The organism is Salmonella sp. 741265055_HSA, from assembly GCF_046569525.1.
Classification (GTDB): Bacteria; Pseudomonadota; Gammaproteobacteria; order Enterobacterales; family Enterobacteriaceae; genus Salmonella; species Salmonella enterica.
Window position 1 is genome coordinate 1 of sequence record NZ_JBKFSQ010000019.1, and the last position, 18016, is coordinate 18016.

General features: G+C 50.3%; 18 protein-coding genes and 1 pseudogene. 15 read left to right on the forward strand and 4 right to left on the reverse strand.

What is annotated here, in order from left to right:
* Positions 1-209: 209 nt before the first annotated feature.
* Positions 210-460, reverse strand: a pseudogene (locus ACLD4K_RS12160) (hypothetical protein).
* A gap of 208 nt (positions 461-668) precedes the next feature.
* On the opposite strand from ACLD4K_RS12160, the gene vapB reads away from it, so the two are divergent.
* The 11 genes from vapB to ACLD4K_RS12215 all read left to right on the forward strand — a co-directional run bounded on the left by vapB (position 669) and on the right by ACLD4K_RS12215 (position 11196).
* Positions 669-896 (forward strand): toxin-antitoxin system antitoxin VapB, encoded by a 228-nt coding sequence (gene vapB / locus ACLD4K_RS12165; RefSeq protein ID WP_000557549.1) that lies wholly within the window; start codon positions 669-671, stop codon positions 894-896.
* Positions 896-1294: a tRNA(fMet)-specific endonuclease VapC gene (gene vapC / locus ACLD4K_RS12170; protein ID WP_411011929.1), complete on the forward strand. Its 399-nt coding sequence runs from the start codon at positions 896-898 to the stop codon at positions 1292-1294. Before vapB ends, vapC begins: the two co-directional genes overlap by 1 nt.
* 378 nt (positions 1295-1672) lie before the next feature.
* The gene (tnpA, locus tag ACLD4K_RS12175) at positions 1673-2131 is read left to right on the forward strand and encodes an IS200/IS605-like element IS200F family transposase (RefSeq protein ID WP_000502119.1); all 459 of its coding nucleotides are present in this window, start codon (positions 1673-1675) and stop codon (positions 2129-2131) included.
* A gap of 679 nt (positions 2132-2810) precedes the next feature.
* Positions 2811-3347 (forward strand): STM3031 family outer membrane protein, encoded by a 537-nt coding sequence (locus ACLD4K_RS12180; RefSeq protein ID WP_001038506.1) that lies wholly within the window; start codon positions 2811-2813, stop codon positions 3345-3347.
* Between the two features lie 46 nt (positions 3348-3393).
* The gene (locus ACLD4K_RS12185; protein WP_000835265.1) at positions 3394-4026 is read left to right on the forward strand and encodes a YfdX family protein; all 633 of its coding nucleotides are present in this window, start codon (positions 3394-3396) and stop codon (positions 4024-4026) included.
* A gap of 718 nt (positions 4027-4744) precedes the next feature.
* Entirely contained in the window at positions 4745-5329 is a 585-nt protein-coding gene (locus tag ACLD4K_RS12190; RefSeq protein WP_001244638.1) for a fimbrial protein, read from the forward strand.
* 119 nt (positions 5330-5448) lie between these two features.
* Positions 5449-7938 carry a fimbrial outer membrane usher protein StdB gene (stdB, locus tag ACLD4K_RS12195; RefSeq protein WP_000705484.1) on the forward strand — a complete coding sequence of 830 codons (2490 nt, stop codon included), beginning with the start codon at positions 5449-5451 and terminating at the stop codon, positions 7936-7938.
* Between the two features lie 40 nt (positions 7939-7978).
* Positions 7979-8722, forward strand: coding sequence for a fimbrial biogenesis chaperone StdC (stdC, locus tag ACLD4K_RS12200; RefSeq protein WP_000798504.1), 744 nt, complete (start codon positions 7979-7981; stop codon positions 8720-8722).
* Positions 8719-9795: an outer membrane protein gene (locus ACLD4K_RS12205; RefSeq protein WP_000141329.1), complete on the forward strand. Its 1077-nt coding sequence runs from the start codon at positions 8719-8721 to the stop codon at positions 9793-9795. Before stdC ends, ACLD4K_RS12205 begins: the two co-directional genes overlap by 4 nt.
* A 143-nt stretch (positions 9796-9938) precedes the next feature.
* Positions 9939-10451, forward strand: a complete 513-nt coding sequence (locus tag ACLD4K_RS12210) for a CaiF/GrlA family transcriptional regulator (protein ID WP_000336259.1) — start codon at positions 9939-9941, stop codon at positions 10449-10451.
* The gene (locus tag ACLD4K_RS12215; RefSeq protein WP_000134792.1) at positions 10438-11196 is read left to right on the forward strand and encodes a transcriptional regulator; all 759 of its coding nucleotides are present in this window, start codon (positions 10438-10440) and stop codon (positions 11194-11196) included. Before ACLD4K_RS12210 ends, ACLD4K_RS12215 begins: the two co-directional genes overlap by 14 nt.
* A 209-nt stretch (positions 11197-11405) precedes the next feature.
* Here the strand turns inward: ACLD4K_RS12215 and ACLD4K_RS12220 are convergent, their stop codons facing one another.
* A complete protein-coding gene (locus ACLD4K_RS12220; RefSeq protein WP_411011930.1) occupies positions 11406-12230 on the reverse strand; it encodes a nickel/cobalt efflux protein RcnA in 825 nt (274 codons plus the stop codon).
* Positions 12231-12351: 121 nt separating this feature from the next.
* Here ACLD4K_RS12220 and rcnR point away from each other — a divergent pair, with 121 nt between their 5' ends.
* A complete protein-coding gene (rcnR, locus tag ACLD4K_RS12225; protein WP_000019953.1) occupies positions 12352-12624 on the forward strand; it encodes a Ni(II)/Co(II)-binding transcriptional repressor RcnR in 273 nt (90 codons plus the stop codon).
* A 30-nt stretch (positions 12625-12654) separates the two neighbouring features.
* On the opposite strand, the gene ACLD4K_RS12230 is transcribed toward rcnR, so the two are convergent.
* Together ACLD4K_RS12230 and ACLD4K_RS12235 are read right to left on the reverse strand one after the other, a co-directional pair.
* Positions 12655-13884 carry an amino acid permease gene (locus ACLD4K_RS12230; protein ID WP_411011931.1) on the reverse strand — a complete coding sequence of 410 codons (1230 nt, stop codon included), beginning with the start codon at positions 13882-13884 and terminating at the stop codon, positions 12655-12657.
* Between the two features lie 141 nt (positions 13885-14025).
* On the reverse strand, positions 14026-14481 hold the full coding sequence (locus tag ACLD4K_RS12235) for a multidrug/biocide efflux PACE transporter (RefSeq protein ID WP_001519547.1): 456 nt from the start codon (positions 14479-14481) through the stop codon (positions 14026-14028).
* A gap of 103 nt (positions 14482-14584) precedes the next feature.
* On the opposite strand from ACLD4K_RS12235, the gene ACLD4K_RS12240 reads away from it, so the two are divergent.
* The 3 genes from ACLD4K_RS12240 to kduI all read left to right on the forward strand — a co-directional run bounded on the left by ACLD4K_RS12240 (position 14585) and on the right by kduI (position 18002).
* Positions 14585-15448 (forward strand): LysR family transcriptional regulator, encoded by an 864-nt coding sequence (locus ACLD4K_RS12240; protein ID WP_368372229.1) that lies wholly within the window; start codon positions 14585-14587, stop codon positions 15446-15448.
* Positions 15449-15570: 122 nt separating this feature from the next.
* Positions 15571-16749 carry an acetyl-CoA C-acetyltransferase gene (locus tag ACLD4K_RS12245; protein ID WP_058111118.1) on the forward strand — a complete coding sequence of 393 codons (1179 nt, stop codon included), beginning with the start codon at positions 15571-15573 and terminating at the stop codon, positions 16747-16749.
* A 416-nt stretch (positions 16750-17165) separates the two neighbouring features.
* Positions 17166-18002 carry a 5-dehydro-4-deoxy-D-glucuronate isomerase gene (gene kduI, locus ACLD4K_RS12250; protein WP_411011932.1) on the forward strand — a complete coding sequence of 279 codons (837 nt, stop codon included), beginning with the start codon at positions 17166-17168 and terminating at the stop codon, positions 18000-18002.
* The last annotated feature ends 14 nt before the right edge of the window (positions 18003-18016 follow it).

An 18016-nucleotide genomic window follows, 5' to 3' on the forward strand; every position in this document is an offset into this window, starting at 1 on the left:
ACCACTTTGTCGGATACATCAGATTATGACCAGACGGTTCGCGCTGTACGCTTACGATCATCATACGACTTTATTCGCAGTTGTTTTTTGCCTGATCGTCAAAGCCAACATGCCCCTTCAGGCTGGCTTATAAGTCAGAGTGTAGATTCCGACGTGTCCGATCAGCGATTCTGACGCGCCCACCTCGGTGTGGCGGTCGTCGCTGACGATCACTTTGACATGGAGAATTTTGTACTCACTGAATGTCCGAACCGGACCACCTCCGAAGAGGTGAAGGAATAGTCCATCAGACGGATTTCCTGTCGCGCGGTCTCAATTATCTTAAGAACAAGCTGGAGAGCTGTACCTTCCGGATAAAATCCTGCCTCAATGATGGCTGCGTAAGTATGCGGTACTGGCGCACACAGAGCCAGACCGAGCAAACCGGGCAGAAGCCATCGGCCATATGTTTTTTATGCATTGTTTGCATGGTATTTCCTTCATTGGATGTATTCAGAAATGCCGGAGTCGGGGAAACTCGTTTTCCCCGATTGCCGGGGTTGGACAAGGATGCCCTGCGGAGTGCGCGTTATGTGACTGGATTATTTTTTCCTGTATATCTCTTTGACATATACATCGCCTCTACTCATAATGGATATACGCGTTGTATATCCAGAAAGGAGGCAGTTATGCACACAACACTTTTTTTTAGTAACCGGACCCAGGCAGTCAGATTGCCTAAATCGATATCCTTTCCGGAGGATGTGAAACATGTCGAAATCATTGCGGTTGGCAGAAGCAGAATCATTACTCCAGTCGGAGAATCCTGGGACAGCTGGTTCGATGGCGAAGGCGCCAGTACTGATTTTATGAGTACCAGAGAACAACCCGCAGTACAGGAACGGGAAGGATTCTGATGCTGAAATTCATGCTTGATACCAATACCTGTATTTTCACCATCAAAAATAAGCCCGAACACGTCAGAGAACGCTTCAACCTCAATACATCCCGAATGTGTATCAGCTCCATCACCTTAATGGAGCTGATTTACGGGGCTGAAAAAAGCCTGGCGCCGGAGCGTAATCTTGCCGTCGTGGAGGGATTTATCTCCCGCCTTGAGGTTCTGGATTACGATACACAGGCAGCGATACATACCGGTCAAATCCGTGCCGAACTGGCCCGCAAGGGAACACCTGTCGGGCCTTATGACCAGATGATTTCTGGCCATGCCCGTAGCCGCGGACTGGTTGTCGTCACAAACAATCTCCGCGAATTTGAACACATTCCGGGTATCCGAATCGAAGACTGGTGCTAATTTCTGCATCAGATGTTATCCCCGGATTCATGCTCTTTTCCGGATTTAGTGGTCAAGTAATTTGGTTACCTGCTTAATGGTGGTTTGCATCACATTTTTAGCTGGTGGTATTTTTTTATGTTGACTGGAGATATCTGCCAACAGCATAACTTTTACGGCCAGATAATAAATAAAAGAGTACCAAAATGTCGTATTCTGACATGTTTACGAAGGGAGTACCGCTCCCTTCTTTTTTGTCTATGGAAAACCCCCAGCTAGGCTGGGGGTTCCGGAAAGCTTTCAGCTTTAAGCCAGTTATTAAAACCCCTTTTGATTTGTTAAAACATCTTGCGGTCTGGCAACTGCAAAAGTTCAACAAGAAATCAAAAGGGGGTCCCAATGGGGGACGAAAAGAGCTTAGCGCACACCCGATGGAACTGTAAATATCACATAGTTTTCGCGCCCAAATACCGAAGACAAGCGTTCTATGGAGAGAAGCGTAGGGCAGTAGGCAGCATATTAAGAAAATTGTGTGAATGGAAAAACGTACGAATTCTGGAAGCAGAATGTTGTGCAGATCATATTCACATGCTTCTGGAGATCCCGCCGAAGATGAGTGTGTCGAGTTTCATGGGATATCTGAAGGGTAAAAGTAGTCTGATGCTTTACGAGCAGTTTGGGGATCTAAAATTCAAATACAGGAACAGGGAGTTCTGGTGCAGAGGGTACTATGTCGATACGGTGGGTAAGAACACGGCGAAGATACAGGACTACATAAAGCACCAGCTTGAAGAGGATAAAATGGGTGAGCAATTATCGATCCCGTATCCGGGCAGCCCGTTTACGGGCCGTAAGTAACGAAGTTTGATGCAAATGTCAGATCGTATGCGCCTGTTAGGGCGCGGCTGGTAAGAGAGCCTTATAGGCGCATCTGAAAAACCTCCGGCTATGCCGGAGGATATTTATTTTGTTTCCTGGATACTCACTGAACAATGCCGTTACTGCCCGATAACTGCCGCATCCCCCTCTCCATAGCCGTTTCCTGCAACTTAAATCACAGACGTTGATTTACCAGGCCGATAGGCCTTCTTTCCCGTTATATACCCTTCATACTTCAAGTGGCTTATGTGTTAGCTACGGATTACTCAGTCCATCCATGGGCCTCGCCCTGACGGGCCGTCGCATGCGACGTTCAAGTCTGCTCCCGGCAGATTTGTTGCTCTCCCCGGTCACAGCGTTATCTATGCTCCCGGGGACTCACTCCCTTGCCGCCTTTCAGCAACTCAAATTATTTTTGGTATATATCAGTGAACTTCTATTTTTGTCAGTTTTTATTTTCCAGTTTATTTATTATTAAATACTGTTTCTGGCCTGGATATATTTTCGTGAATAGCCTCCCGACAGCCGGAGATAAAGTTATTTGCTGGCGTAACAGTGCTCATAATTTAAAAGATTTATTTATAGTTTGTTATCACGGAAAGATTTTAACTTAATACATGCCAGTAAGGCATCAGGTAAAATAACCGGAGAGAAGAAGATGAACAAAATGCTATTAGCCGGAAGTACCGGTATTGTTCTGCTGTCTGCTGCAGCCAGTCCGGTATGGGCAGACGATAATGCCAGTACATTTTCACTTGGATACGCCCAGTCCCATACTAATCACGCCGGGACGTTGCGTGGGGTACGGCTGGCAAACAACTATGAAATGTCACCGGACTGGGGGCTGACAACCTCATTTGCATGGCTAAATGGAAGCCAGCGCTATTCCGATGAAAGCAGTAATGGTCGTGTAACAACCCGTTATTACTCCCTGCTTGCAGGCCCCTCATGGAAAATAAATAACCAGTTAAGTCTGTATAGTCAAGTGGGCCCCGTATTATTGCATCAGCGTGATCACGGGATAAATGAGTCTGACAGTAAGGTCGGATATGGTTATTCTGCTGGCGTGGCTTATACCCCGGTCAGTAGTGTCGCTATAACTCTGGGTTATGAGGGAGCGGATTTTGATGCTACCCATAACAGCGGAAGCCTTAATAGCAATGGTTTTAATCTTGGCGTGGGTTACCGGTTCTGAATAGGATAATCCGATAAAAAATGTTACTTTGTGGAGATGATGGATTATGAAAAGCCATATTATGCCAGGCGTTGCGCTGATGGTTATCCTGTTTTCAGGAAATATTATGGCCGCAACAAACATGACTGATAACGTTACTCTGAATAATGACAAGATATCCGGACAGGCCTGGCAGGCCATGCGTGATATCGGAATGTCGCGATTCGAGTTGTTTAATGGTCGCACCCAAAAGGCGGAACAACTGGCTGCGCAAGCAGAAAAACTCCTGAACGATGACAGCACTGACTGGAATCTGTATGTCAAATCAGATAAAAAAGCCCCAGTTGAAGGAGACCACTATATTCGGATAAATTCATCGATTACGGTAGCAGAAGATTATCTCCCTGCGGGCCAGAAAAATGATGCTATTAATAAAGCAAACCAGAAAATGAAAGAAGGAGATAAAAAAGGGACTATAGAGGCCCTGAAACTAGCAGGCGTCAGTGTTATTGAAAATCAGGAACTCATTCCTCTTCAGCAAACCCGTAAGGATGTGACCACAGCGCTTTCCTTGATGAACGAAGGAAAATACTATCAGGCAGGTCTGTTACTGAAATCAGCTCAGGATGGCATAGTTGTAGACTCTCAGTCAGTTCAGGAATCACCCACGCACTCCGTGCAGCACGACGCCGCGCATTAATATCCCCCAGCCTGCTGTATACATTACAGCAGGCAGCATTATGTCTGACAGCTATTACCAGTTTGTTCTTTGCTGTCGGCATTGTTTTTAAATTTCATCCGCGAAGTTCAGAAATGTCAGGGTACCTGCATTTATATCTATTGTGATGCCCATCACAAATACAGAAGAATATCATTTCATTTATTATTTTTTATTCCTTCCACTTATGATGGTTCATAATGATTTATTAAGTTAATGTTTTGGAATTAAATGCCTTTTACTTGCATTATATCCAGTTTTTTATGCTACCAGTAATTTCATTGTTATATATGATTAGTATTATGTTTTGTAAATATCCAGTGTAATGGAAAAGCAAAACATACATTCCAGATAATATATTACAAAATATTTCATGTCCGCTGCGAATATCTGTCTGTTAGGTATTCACCCGCTTATAATTACATTAAAAAGTATTTCTTTGATGATTATTCTTAAATTACGATCATAATCATCGATCGTATCGATCTATTTTTATTGTTTTAATTTGAATAAGAATTTTCTTACAACTGATTAGGCATTAGCTGAAATCAATATTTTTCGATGGAAAGTTCAGGTGCTTCGTTTAACACCAGGCGTTTATTATTCATACGAATCTTTTCTGAACGCTTTCATTAATACCCTCAGAGTTGTTTTCAGCCTTTGCAAAATAATTCTCATTCACCCAAAGGACATATTATCTATGCGTAATAAAATAATACTTGCCATGGCGGCTGCCGGTATGATGTATGGTGCTTCTGTATTTGCCGCCGATACTACACCCACAGCAGGCCCGTTCGGCTCAGGTAAAATTCTTTTCACTGGTACCATCACCAACTCACCCTGTGATATCGCACCGGGCGACGATGCGATCACCGTTCCGTTTGGACAGATTTCTTACCGTAAACTGAATACCGCCAATGCAACCACGGACTCAAAACCGTTCACCATTCATCTGCAGAACTGCGCCTTCGATCCGAATGAAACTACAATAGCCGGCTCCGCAGGGAAAATGTCTAAAGTAACCGTCTCTTTCAGTGGCACAGCAGATACCTCAGGTAAAGCTTACGTCAGCACCGGCAGTGCCCAGCATGTTGGTGTGCAGCTTCTGAAAGGTGACAACACCTCACTGATTACACCCAATACCCCGATGCCGGATGGCGACGCCCAGCAACTGCAGGCCGGGAATAACGAACTCAACTTCTTTGCCCGCCTGATAGCCCTGACAGATGCCGCAACTCCTGGCGATGTTAACGCATCCGTCACCTACACCCTGAAATACCTGTGATTTCACGCGGTAAATAACGACAGGGAGAAGCCGTCCACGGAGGGGATCGGACGGCTTTTATATCTGACTGTGCCTGCGGGCTGTCTGTTACACGGACGACAACACGAAAGCGCCATGCCATGAAAATTACCCGGCTTGCCATTCTGATTACCCTGACATTTTCCGTCCTGAAGTCGCAGGCCACGGAGTTCAATGCCAGCCTGCTGGACAGCGGGAACCTGTCTAACGTGGACCTCACGGCCTTCAGCCGCGAGGGGTATGTGGCGCCCGGTAACTATATTCTCGATATCTGGCTCAATGACCAGCCGGTACGGGAACAGTATCCGGTCAGGGTTGTACCGGTTGCCGGACTCGACGCGGCCGTCATCTGTGTGACAACAGACATGGTGGCCATGCTGGGTCTTAAGGATAAGATTATTCATGGCCTGAAACCCGTTACCGGTATCCCGGACGGGCAATGCCTTGAGCTGCGCTCCGCTGACAGTCAGGTACGGTACAGCGCTGAAAATCAGCGTCTGACCTTCATTATTCCCCAGGCCTGGATGCGTTATCAGGACCCGGACTGGGTGCCCCCTTCACGCTGGAGCGACGGCGTCACCGCCGGCCTGCTTGATTACAGCCTGATGGTCAACCGCTATATGCCGCAGCAGGGGGAAACCTCTACCAGCTACAGCCTCTACGGCACCGCCGGGTTTAATCTCGGCGCCTGGCGATTGCGGAGCGATTACCAGTACAGCCGTTTTGACAGTGGGCAGGGCGCATCACAGTCCGATTTTTATCTGCCGCAGACGTATCTGTTCCGTGCCTTGCCAGCACTGCGCTCAAAACTGACGCTCGGACAGACGTACCTCAGCTCCGCTATTTTTGACTCCTTCCGCTTTGCCGGGCTCACTTTGGCCAGCGATGAGCGCATGCTGCCGCCCTCTCTTCAGGGGTATGCCCCGAAAATTAGCGGCATTGCGAACAGTAATGCACAGGTCACCGTCAGCCAGAATGGTCGCATTCTGTACCAGACCCGGGTGTCGCCGGGGCCTTTTGAGCTTCCCGACCTGAGCCAGAATATCAGCGGCAACCTGGATGTCAGCGTCCGGGAAAGCGACGGTAGCGTCCGGACCTGGCAGGTCAACACGGCCAGCGTCCCCTTTATGGCACGCCAGGGACAGGTTCGCTATAAGGTGGCCGCCGGACGTCCGCTGTACGGCGGGACGCATAACAACAGCACGGTCAGCCCTGACTTTCTGCTCGGGGAGGCCACCTGGGGAGCATTTAACAACACGTCGCTGTATGGCGGCCTCATTGCCTCCACCGGCGACTACCAGTCCGCGGCGCTCGGGATCGGCCAGAATATGGGGCTGTTGGGCGCTCTGTCTGCGGACGTCACCCGCTCAGATGCGCGGTTGCCGCATGGGCAGAAGCAGTCCGGTTACAGCTACCGTATCAACTATGCCAAAACGTTTGATAAAACCGGCAGTACCCTGGCGTTCGTCGGATACCGCTTCTCGGACCGCCATTTTCTGTCCATGCCGGAGTACCTGCAGCGTCGGACCACTGACGGCGGCGATGCATGGCATGAAAAACAGAGCTACACCGTGACTTATAGCCAGTCCGTTCCGGTACTCAACATGAGCGCGGCCCTCTCGGTAAGCCGGCTCAATTACTGGAACGCACAGTCCAACAATAACTACATGCTCAGCCTCAACAAGGTGTTCAGTCTCGGCGACCTTCAGGGACTCTCGGCCTCGGTGTCGTTTGCCCGTAACCAGTACACCGGCGGGGGTAGCCAGAACCAGGTCTACGCCACCATCAGTATCCCGTGGGGAGACAGTCGCCAGGTGAGTTACAGCGTACAGAAAGATAACCGGGGCGGCCTGCAGCAGACCGTGAATTACAGCGATTTCCATAACCCGGACACTACATGGAACATCAGCGCCGGTCATAACCGTTATGACACCGGCAGCAACAGCAGCTTCAGCGGCAGCGTGCAGAGCCGTCTGCCGTGGGGCCAAGCGGCAGCGGACGCCACCCTGCAGCCCGGACAGTACCGCAGCCTGGGCCTGAGCTGGTACGGCTCGGTGACTGCCACCGCCCACGGTGCCGCTTTCAGCCAGTCGATGGCCGGGAATGAGCCCCGCATGATGATAGATACCGGAGACGTGGCCGGTGTGCCGGTGAACGGCAACAGCGGGGTGACCAACCGCTTCGGGGTGGGCGTGGTGAGCGCCGGCAGCAGCTATCGCCGCAGCGATATTTCGGTTGATGTGGCCGCCCTGCCGGAGGACGTGGACGTCAGCAGCTCCGTCATCAGCCAGGTGCTGACGGAGGGCGCGGTGGGCTACCGGAAGATTGACGCCAACCAGGGGGAGCAGGTGCTCGGTCATATCCGGCTGGCTGATGGCGCAAGTCCGCCGTTTGGCGCCCTGGTGGTGTCCTGGAAAACCGGCAGAACCGCGGGGATGGTCGGAGATGGCGGTCTGGCCTACCTGACAGGTCTCAGCGGGGAAGACCGCCGGACCCTGAATGTGTCCTGGGATGGCCGGGTGCAGTGCAGACTCACCCTGCCGGAAACGGTGACACTCAGCCGGGGGCCGCTGTTACTGCCCTGCAGATAAAAATATCCCTGTCACAGAGCAGGTCTAAAGGAGAAAACAGGTGAAAAACAGCAGAAGAAGCCGTGTGATTTTACTCGCACTGGCGGCGGCATGGAGCCAGTACAGCCCGGCGGCCGTCAATGTTGACCGGACCCGTATTATCATGGATGCGCCGCAGAAAACGGTGGCCATCACGCTGAATAACGATGACAAAACCACGCCGTTCCTGGCGCAGTCCTGGGTGACGGATGCTGACGGGGTGAGAACCGATGCGCTGATGGCGCTGCCGCCGCTGCAGCGTATTGATGCCGGACAGAAATCCCAGGTCCGTATCACCCAGGTTCGCGGGCTGACAGATAAGCTCCCTCAGGACAGGGAAACACTGTTCTGGTTTAACGTGCGGGGCGTTCCCCCGAAGCCGGAAGACGACAACGTCCTGCAGCTGGCCATGCAGAGCCAGCTGAAACTGTTTTACCGTCCGAAAGCCATTATCAGAAGCAGCAGTGACCAGCCGGAAAGAAAGCTGACTGCTGAGCGGAATGCGGGACATCTGACCCTCAGAAACCCGACGCCGTACTACATCACTGTGGCGTGGCTGGGAGCAGACCGTAGCCACAGGCTCAGCGGTTTCCGCGAGGGCGTGATGGTGCCGCCCCTGGGGAACCTGCCTTTAAAGGCTGTTCTGCCGGCAGAAACCCGGACGCTGTGGGTGGGGTATATTGATGATTACGGGGGACTGCAGATGAATCGCTACACCTGCGATGCCCTGAACTGCGCGTTTAAGGACGCAGGGGCGACATCATGACAGAATGGATTTTTAATCTGAAAACAAAACTGACCGTGCTGGTGATGATGTTGTGCTCTTTATGTGTGACTAAAGTGTATGCGGTTGAGCTAGGTATAAATGAATGTGCAGTCACTTCCGGTCAGAATATTAATTTAAGAAGTATAAATTTGACAACCGATGATTTTAAACCTGGCCCGGATTCGGTTATCTATACAATCAATCAGGATGCAGTTTTTAAATGTTACATGGGATATGACACGCAATTTCCACAGCTGGTATTTAATCAGGGCTACTTCAGTAAATTTACCAAGACACTAGATGCGATGGGACTTGGATTCAGAATGTCCATTCAAGAAACAGGAAATGCTTCAAGTGTTGTTTCGTTCTCCTGGGATGAAATAAAGAGTACTCAGTCAGGAAATGAGTTACGAAAAGAGTTTGGCACAAAACTACCTGTTGGGACTACAGAACGAAAAGTAAGGATAACACTGGATTTCTTATATACAAAAGCATATTCAGAGAGTAGTGCAGTTACAGCTTTTACGGGGATAAGTAATGTTTTAAATATTGTACCTTTTTCTTATTCTTTGAGACAAAACGGATTTGTTTTATCTGGTTTTAATGTGAGAATTCTCAGAAACGGATTGGGTAAAGTTGACATTGTTCCATTACAGGTCAACTTTGGGCATATTTATACGACTTATGAACCTTCACAGACCAGACAGGCAAATTTTACAGTGATCGCCAGGCAGGTTTTACGACCGGCTATGGGACAGGAATTCACGATCCCTCTGGCCATCACCTTCGGGAAAGGTGCACTGACACAGGATACCGGGCAAACTCTGAATCTTGTCAGCCTGGATGGCCCCAACAAAGGTCAGCCTAATGGGCTCCGGCTTTCAATAAAAGATGATAAAGGAAAAGAGATTACTTTTGATAAACAAGAAGTACTGGGGGATATTACTATTACAGGAGCTGTCACCGGTAATGTGTCGAAGGTATATACTGCAGTAATAACCCCGACCCCGGGGGGAAGTGTAAAGACAGGAACGTTTTCTGCTGCAATACCCGTTACTGTTACCTATAACTAATCGGGGGGGCAGATAATAAAAATAAAAGAACTGACTGAGTTATCGGGGAACTAATCCCGAATAAACACACATTAATAATAAATACTATTTAAGAGTTGTTCTTCACCTCCGGGAAATCATTTACCCAGTTATGGAGAGGTTTTATGTGCCCTGATAATACACACGCAAAAAAGCAGTACCTTACCCCTGGTAACGATATTCATTATCCCGGACAGACCAACCATGATGCCTGTTTTATTCCGGTAAGTGTCCGCCAGTATGCCGGCGAGCCCCTGTATATCATTGTGGCACACTGGTGCCTGTTGCAGCAGAACTGGGTTCAGCGTAACCAGATAGCAGAGGCGTTTCACATCACGGCCAGACGGGCCAGCTACCTGATTGCCTATCTGCGAAGCAAAACATCGCGGGTGGTCAGCATCTGCCGTCACCAGACCCTGCCTAATAAAGCACGACGCTATGAGATTTATGTTATCCGGGTTCTTGACAGTCCCACCCCGTCCACGCGCCGTGAAAAAGCCGGACCGCCGCTGGTATCAAAACGCCGGGTCGGTAATGGTGACAGGTCGATGGCAAATGAACTGTGGAACCGGCTGTGCAGTAACAGAAATGCGGGGAAGATCCTGAAAAAGAAGGAGGATGAGGATGACGGAACATAACCGGATACCGGCCTGGCAGATTATCGTTTACGGTGACTGCTGGCCGGTGACGATCGCCGTGGCACACCTGGTCCGGAGATTTATGCCGGGCTGCAACTGTGAAACCGCATACAGGCAGCCTGTTCTGTTGCAGCAATTACGTCGGAAACCGGAGGCCATACTGATACTGTGTCTGCGTCCCCGTGAACATCTCTTTTTGTTCTATTCCCTGAGACAGATACTGCCGGACTACCCGGTTATGATTATCAGCGATGAGCTGTTTTTCAGCGACCGGGTGGTACTGAAGGTATACGGCGGCATCCCGGCGCTGCTGGAGCAGGAACTGGCGGAGATACTTATTCGGTGGCGGCGGGATGAACAGTGGGCCGGGGGCGCACGCCTGCGCAGGACAGGAGCGCTGGACGCCTTTTTGTTATCTCCGGATCCGGTGACGGGCTTTCTGGAAGTGCCACCGATATTTAACAATCCGAAGCGGTTGATGAACTATATGGATCAGTTGATGCACCGGGAGATACTGGCATGCGGAGTGAGCCTGGCCCAGTTACGCTTGCTTCAGGAAGTTTACCGTGGACGAGGAAGGTTGTCAGCGTTGTGTGGAAGGCTGAATACACAGGAGAAGCAAATCTGGCAGGACAAATACCGGTTACTGGTGAAGCTGGGAATGCGGAACCGATTACGGGAACTGCTGTTTGGTACCCGGTTTTGTAAATCACTGCAGCGAACCCCGTTTATCGCTCCGCAATAACCCGCCTCCGGCGACCCTATCCAGAAACACTGACACGCCGGCTAAACCCGGTGGCGGTGGGGTATTTTTTGCCTGTGGTGTAGTGGAGTAAAATACAGAATTCAGGCGGGACGCTGAATGTATGGCCTTTCATACCGTTTGATAAGTAAAAACGCTTCTGGAATGAAACCCGACGTGAATGATACGTCCTGAGCAGAAGCGTTACATATTTACTGTATGATCCCGGTATAGCCATGAATTCCCATATACACGCCGACCAGACCAATCAGAATGCTCGAAAAATAGGGCGCCCGCCGGGCAAGCGTCGAAAAACCACTCCAGCGTTTTGCTGCCTGTTGAACGCTTATCGCCGCGCCCACGCCTACCGTCACCAGCGTTAATGCCAGGCCAAGACTAAAGCTCAGCACCATCGTGGCGCCCAGCGTAAACGCTTTAAGCTGGATACAAATCAGTAAAACGGTGATCGCAGCCGGACAGGGGATAAGCCCTCCGGTCAGGCCGAACAGCAGGATCTGTCCATTAGTCACTGTTTGACCATCAAAACGGCGTTGAATATCGGCAGCATGGGCGCGTTCATGGGCATCCTGATACGCTTTTGACGTTGCGCCTTCCGGATGTATGTGACCATGATGGTCGTGGTCGTGGTCGTGGTCGTGGTCGTGGTCGTGATGGTGGTTTCCCGCCAGCCACTGCTGCTCGCCTCGCCATGTCCGCCAGAACATCCAGCACGCGGTGCTCAGAATAATAATCGCAGAAATTAACTGCAGCCATGGCTCCACTGATTGTGCGGTGAATGCCCGGCTAAGATACATCCCACCCAGCGCGATTAACCAGACGATCGCGGTATGAGAAAGCGTTGCTGCCAGACCGAGCATGACGGCCTGTTTAACCGTACCTTTAATGGCAATGATAAAAGCCGCCATCATGGTTTTGGAGTGCCCTGGTTCAAGCCCGTGCAAAATACCTAATAAAATGGCGCTGGGAATGAAGAACCAGCCGTTTCCTTGCTGAAGAAGTGTCGAAAATTCACCCATGAGAATGATTCTTAGTTGTTTTATGTGGGTGTCATTCTACTCCCCCCTAGTATGCAATACTACCCCCCAGTAGCCTCGTAATGCTATAATTTGTATTTGTTAATGTTAGTGAGGTGTTGCAATGTCACATACCATCCGGGACAAACAAAAGCTTAAAGCCAGAACCAGCAAGATTCAGGGGCAGGTGATAGCGCTAAAAAAAATGCTGGATGAACCGCATGAATGCGCGGCCGTGTTACAACAGATCGCGGCGATTCGCGGCGCGGTAAATGGCTTAATGCGCGAGGTGATTAAAGGGCATCTGACCGAGCATATCGTTCATCAGAGTGATGAAGCCAGACGTGAAGAAGATCTGGACGTCATATTAAAGGTGCTGGATTCTTATATAAAATAGCCGGGAGTTATATCCCGGCTATCTTTTACTTTAGCCGAAAAACATCACTGATACGCAAAGTAAACCGACGACCAACGTAATGAAATTACCTACTGATCGGTAGGGTTTTAATGCCGGTATCAGGTACGTTGACAACGTGGGCATAATAAACAGAATCATCGCAATGAGCGGGCCGCTAATGGCATAAATCATAGAGATGGCATTCGGGTTAATACAGCAAATAATAAACGTAATCCCGGAAACCAGTATGATAGACAGCGCGCGATTGAACGCCCGGCTTTTTTTCACGCCAACCTGCTGTAGGGTGGTTCTTACCATTTCGGTTGCGCCCTCAATGACGCCGAAATAGGTACCGAGGAAAGATTTCGACATGGCCACGACGGCAACGATAATACCGGAAATAGAGAGCCAGGCCGGCGCATTGGGCATCATCGAGAGCGCGGAAAGGATGGTAACGCCTTCGTTGCGCGCGTCTTCAATGTATGACGGCGGAATGGAGAGCAGGCAGCTAAAGACAAAGAACAGCACGCTCAGACAGATAATCAGATAGGCGACCTTCATGATCTTTCTGCATTTATCCATGGCCTGATCGCCAAAATTTTCCCGTCTGTCGATGGCAAACGTCGAAATAATGGGCGTATGGCTAAAAGCAAAAACCATCACCGGAATAGAAATCCATACCTGGTGCAACGTGCGACTATCCAAAGACATCTGCCCGGTCAGTAACGAGGGTTGCCAGCTTCCGGTTAAGTAGAGCGAAAGGAACAAGAAGTAAGCGATAAGTGGAAAGACTAAAAAGCCCATTACGCGAAGAGTGGCATGTCTTCCCATTAAGAAAATCATATTCAGGATAAGTACTACGCCGAAGCTAACTGCCATCCGGATGCGAATATCTATCTGAATATGCTTCGCTAATTGCTCTGTCAGGGAATTGGTAATCGCCACAGCATAAATTAATACCACGACAAAAAACGCAATGAAATAAAGCGTGGTAATAATACTGCCGATTTTCTTGCCGTAATAATGAGTAACGGCGCCAGTAATTCCCTCACCGGCAGATGTCTTTGAGGAAAGAATAAACTGACACAGCGCCTTATGCGGCCAGTATGTTAGAGGCCAGGCGACCAGCGCGGTAATAAATAGCACGATTGCGCCTGCCGATCCCAACTGGATGGGAAGGAAAAGAGTGCCTGCGCCTACAGCCGTTCCGTATAATGCAAAACTCCAGAGAGTCTCATCTTTTGACCAAATTTTAGACATTATTTGAATTTATCAACTATAAAACCCACAAAAAGAAGCGCAATTTACCATAAATAGCGTCAGTTGGGGGCGTTTTAAGCAGATGGATGTCGTGGAGGAAGGGGGCCGGGAGCGTTGCGATCCCGGCAAAAAAGCGCAATATCATGCACTAACGCGCTGTTGGCGGCGGGTCACTATTCGCTGGCGTAAAACATCGTATGCCCAGTTGTACAGCATCGTGTACGGCAAAAAGAACAGGAAGAAACCAATTTCCAGGGTGAATGCTTGTAGCAGGCTGACATTCAGTACCCAGGCGACAATACTCACGCCAATGACAATAAACCCACTTTCAAATCCTAACGCATGGAGTGCGCGCACTTTGGCGGTTCGTCTCACCTGATGCGCGGGCCACAGTCGATCAAACAGAGCGTTATAAATGATATTCCAGATCATGGCCGTCGTTGCCAGCAATATCGTCAGGCCGCCCATCTCCAGCACCGAGCGCTGCATTAGCCAGGCGGTCGTTGGCGCCAGTATTGCAGTCGCAATACCTTCAAAACAGACAGCATGGAAAATACGCTCCGGCAGCGAGCGACGTTGTATGGCGTCATGTTGCATAAACGAAAAAACCTTACTCTTAATCAAGCTAAAGAAATTTCCGCTATTTTATCGTTTAATGTGATACCTAAAAGATAACATCCATCGATAAAGTAGATAGGTTATGCGTTACTCACCTGAAGCGTTAATGGCATTTGTTGAGACCGTCTCTTGCGGTTCGTTTTCTGCGGCGGCGCGCCGCCTGCGTAAAAGCCAGTCCACCATTAGTACCGCCATTGCGCATCTGGAGGCGGATCTGGGATTTTCATTATTTGATCGATCATCGCGCCAGCCCGTTCTGACCGAAGAAGGAAAACGGGTGCTTAGCTATGTTCAGGCTATTTTATCGGCGAGCGACCGTCTGGATGAGGTGGCGCTGACGTTATCCGGCGAGACGGAGACAAGACTCACGTTCGTCCTCTCTGATACCCTGCACCCTGACAGTCTGGAAGAGTTAATGGCGCAGTTTGATCGTCAATTTCCGCATACCGAGTTTGAATGCTTGATCGGAGAAAATGATGATGTCATCGACCTGCTGCAAAAAGGGCGCGCCCAGATAGGCCTGATTGAAGCGCGTGATGACTATCCCACAAACATTGGCGCGACGCGTCTGCCTGTTCAAAGCTGGATGGGGGTTTATGTGGCGACCACGCATCCGTTGGCGTCGCAGACGAACCTGCAATGGGAGCAACTGCATACCTGGCGCGAGCTGCGTCTGAATACCTACCTTGACTCTAACGCCAACATTACGCGCGGCCCGGCCTGGTCAGCGCCAAACTATTTATTGCTGTTGAGCATGGCGGTTCAGGGATTTGGCTGGTGCGTATTGCCCTGCGCGCTGGTGGAAGAGTTTGCGGCGGAAAAACCGCTGGCGCAGCTGGATGTTCCTGGCTGGCCGAGGGCGATTGCTATTGATTTGCTATGGAACAAGAAGACGCCGCCCGGAACGGCGGGGAACTGGCTTCGCTACCATCTGCAGCAGAAATAAGCTGCGCCACCGTCAAATCAGCGTCATTTCCTTTGTGATAAAACTCACTTTTTTTAAACAATCAAGATAACTAATTTTAACAATGCTCTACTATGGCGGTGTCATTTTGCGCTGAGGTGGTAATGAAAGAGGTTGTGATAGTGGGGGCTTTACGGACACCCATCGGCTGTTTTCAGGGAACGCTGGCCCGTCATTCCGCCGTCGAGCTGGGGAGCATGGTCGTAAAAGCGTTAATTGAGCGCACCGGCGTGGACGCTAATGCTATCGATGAGGTCATCCTCGGTCAGGTGCTGACGGCTGGCGCCGGGCAGAATCCGGCGCGCCAGTCAGCCATCAAAGGAGGGCTGCCGACTACCGTTTCCGCCATTACCATTAATGACGTTTGTGGTTCCGGTTTAAAAGCGTTGCACCTGGCGACGCAGGCTATTCAGTGCGGCGAAGCGGACATTGTTATTGCGGGCGGGCAGGAGAATATGAGCCGTGCGCCGCATGTCCTCAATGACAGCCGTAGCGGCGCGTTGCCTGATGCCGACAATCTGGTGGATAGTCTGGTACATGATGGCTTATGGGATGCCTTCAACGATTATCACATTGGCGTGACGGCAGAAAACCTGGCGCGGGAATATGGCATCAGCCGCGAGTTACAGGATGCTTATGCGCTCAGTTCGCAGCAAAAAGCCAGGGCCGCGATTGATACCGGGCGTTTTAAAGATGAGATTGTCCCCATCGTCACGCAACGTAATGGGCAGACCGCAATTGTCGATACGGATGAACAACCGCGGGCCGACGCCAGTGCGGAGGGGTTAGCCCTGCTGCATCCGGCGTTTGATAGTTTAGGTTCGGTGACGGCGGGTAATGCCTCCTCAATCAACGATGGCGCCGCCGCGGTGATGATGATGAGCGAGACGAAAGCCCAGGCGCTGGGGCTGCCGGTGCTGGCGCGCATCCGCGCGTTTGCCAGCGTCGGCGTCGATCCTGCGCTAATGGGGATTGCGCCGGTATATGCTACCCGGCGCTGTCTGGAGCGTGCCGGCTGGCAACTGGCGGAGGTCGACCTTATCGAAGCCAACGAAGCGTTTGCCGCCCAGGCGTTGTCGGTAGGAAAAATGCTGGAATGGGATGAGCGACGGGTAAACGTTAATGGCGGCGCGATTGCGCTGGGGCATCCCATTGGCGCTTCCGGCTGTCGAATTCTGGTTTCACTGGTGCACGAAATGGTTAAACGCGACGCGCGAAAAGGCCTGGCGACGCTGTGTATCGGTGGCGGCCAGGGCGTTGCCTTAACCATTGAACGCGACTGATCCTGCGCCAGCCATCCTTTTCCTGCTTCAGTATTCCGTCATAAAAAGCCCTCTATCACGAGGGCAAAGCCAGTGACAGAACCCCCTTTTTCGTTATAGCGCAGAACGTGTTACCGCGTCGGGCATTGCAGACGCGTACCGCTTTTAATTCAATTCGCACATAAAACAAGCTCCAATTTTTATCTGAGTAACCGCATACAGCATCTGGCGCACATGTCTGAAAATCAGACATGTGCGTAAGTTTTAGCGCCGATCGTGATCGCTACAGCAGTTTTAAAAATAACCAACCATATAAATGAAACGTTGTTTTATTTATTGTTGAAAACCTTCATCCAGGCGACTATGAAGCTGTTAAATAAATCAAAACAGTGTTTTGATTTTATGCCGTTGCGATCGATTTATCATTGGAGGGAAAGGTGGACGTAAGGCAAAGCATCCATAGCGAACACGCTAAAACGCTGGACACCCAGGCGCTGCGACGCGAGTTTTTAATAGAAAATATTTTTGTCGCTGATGAATATACGATGGTCTACAGCCATATCGACCGTATTATTGTCGGCGGCATTATGCCCGTCAGCCATTCTGTTGAAATCGGCGGAGAGGTGGGTAAACAGCTTGGCGTTTCCCGGTTACTGGACCGCCGCGAGCTGGGCGTCATTAATATTGGCGGCGCGGGCGCCATTATCGTTGACGGGCAGCGCCATGACATTGGCCATCGTGATGCTCTGTATATTGGTAAAGGGGCGAAAGAGCTGGCCTTCGTCAGCAATGAGGCGAGCAGACCGGCGAAGTTTTATTACAACTGCGCGCCAGCGCATACCGCTTATCCGACGAAAAAAGTGTCGCCTGCCGACGTTGCGCCCGTCACCTTAGGCGATAACCTCACCAGTAACCGTCGCACCATCAATAAATACTTCGTACCGGATGTACTGGAAACCTGTCAGCTCAGTATGGGACTCACCGAACTGGCGCCCGGCAATCTATGGAACACCATGCCATGCCATACCCATGAGCGCCGTATGGAAGTGTACCTCTATTTCAATATGGAAGAGGACAGTTGCGTTTTCCATATGATGGGGCAGCCTCAGGAAACCCGTCATATTGTGATGCGTAATGAACAGGCGGTTATTTCCCCAAGCTGGTCAATACATTCCGGCGTTGGCACCAAAGCCTATACGTTTATTTGGGGCATGGTGGGAGAAAATCAGGTCTTCGATGACATGGATCACGTTGCGGTACAAGATCTGCGCTAGTCGCGACCGGTGAT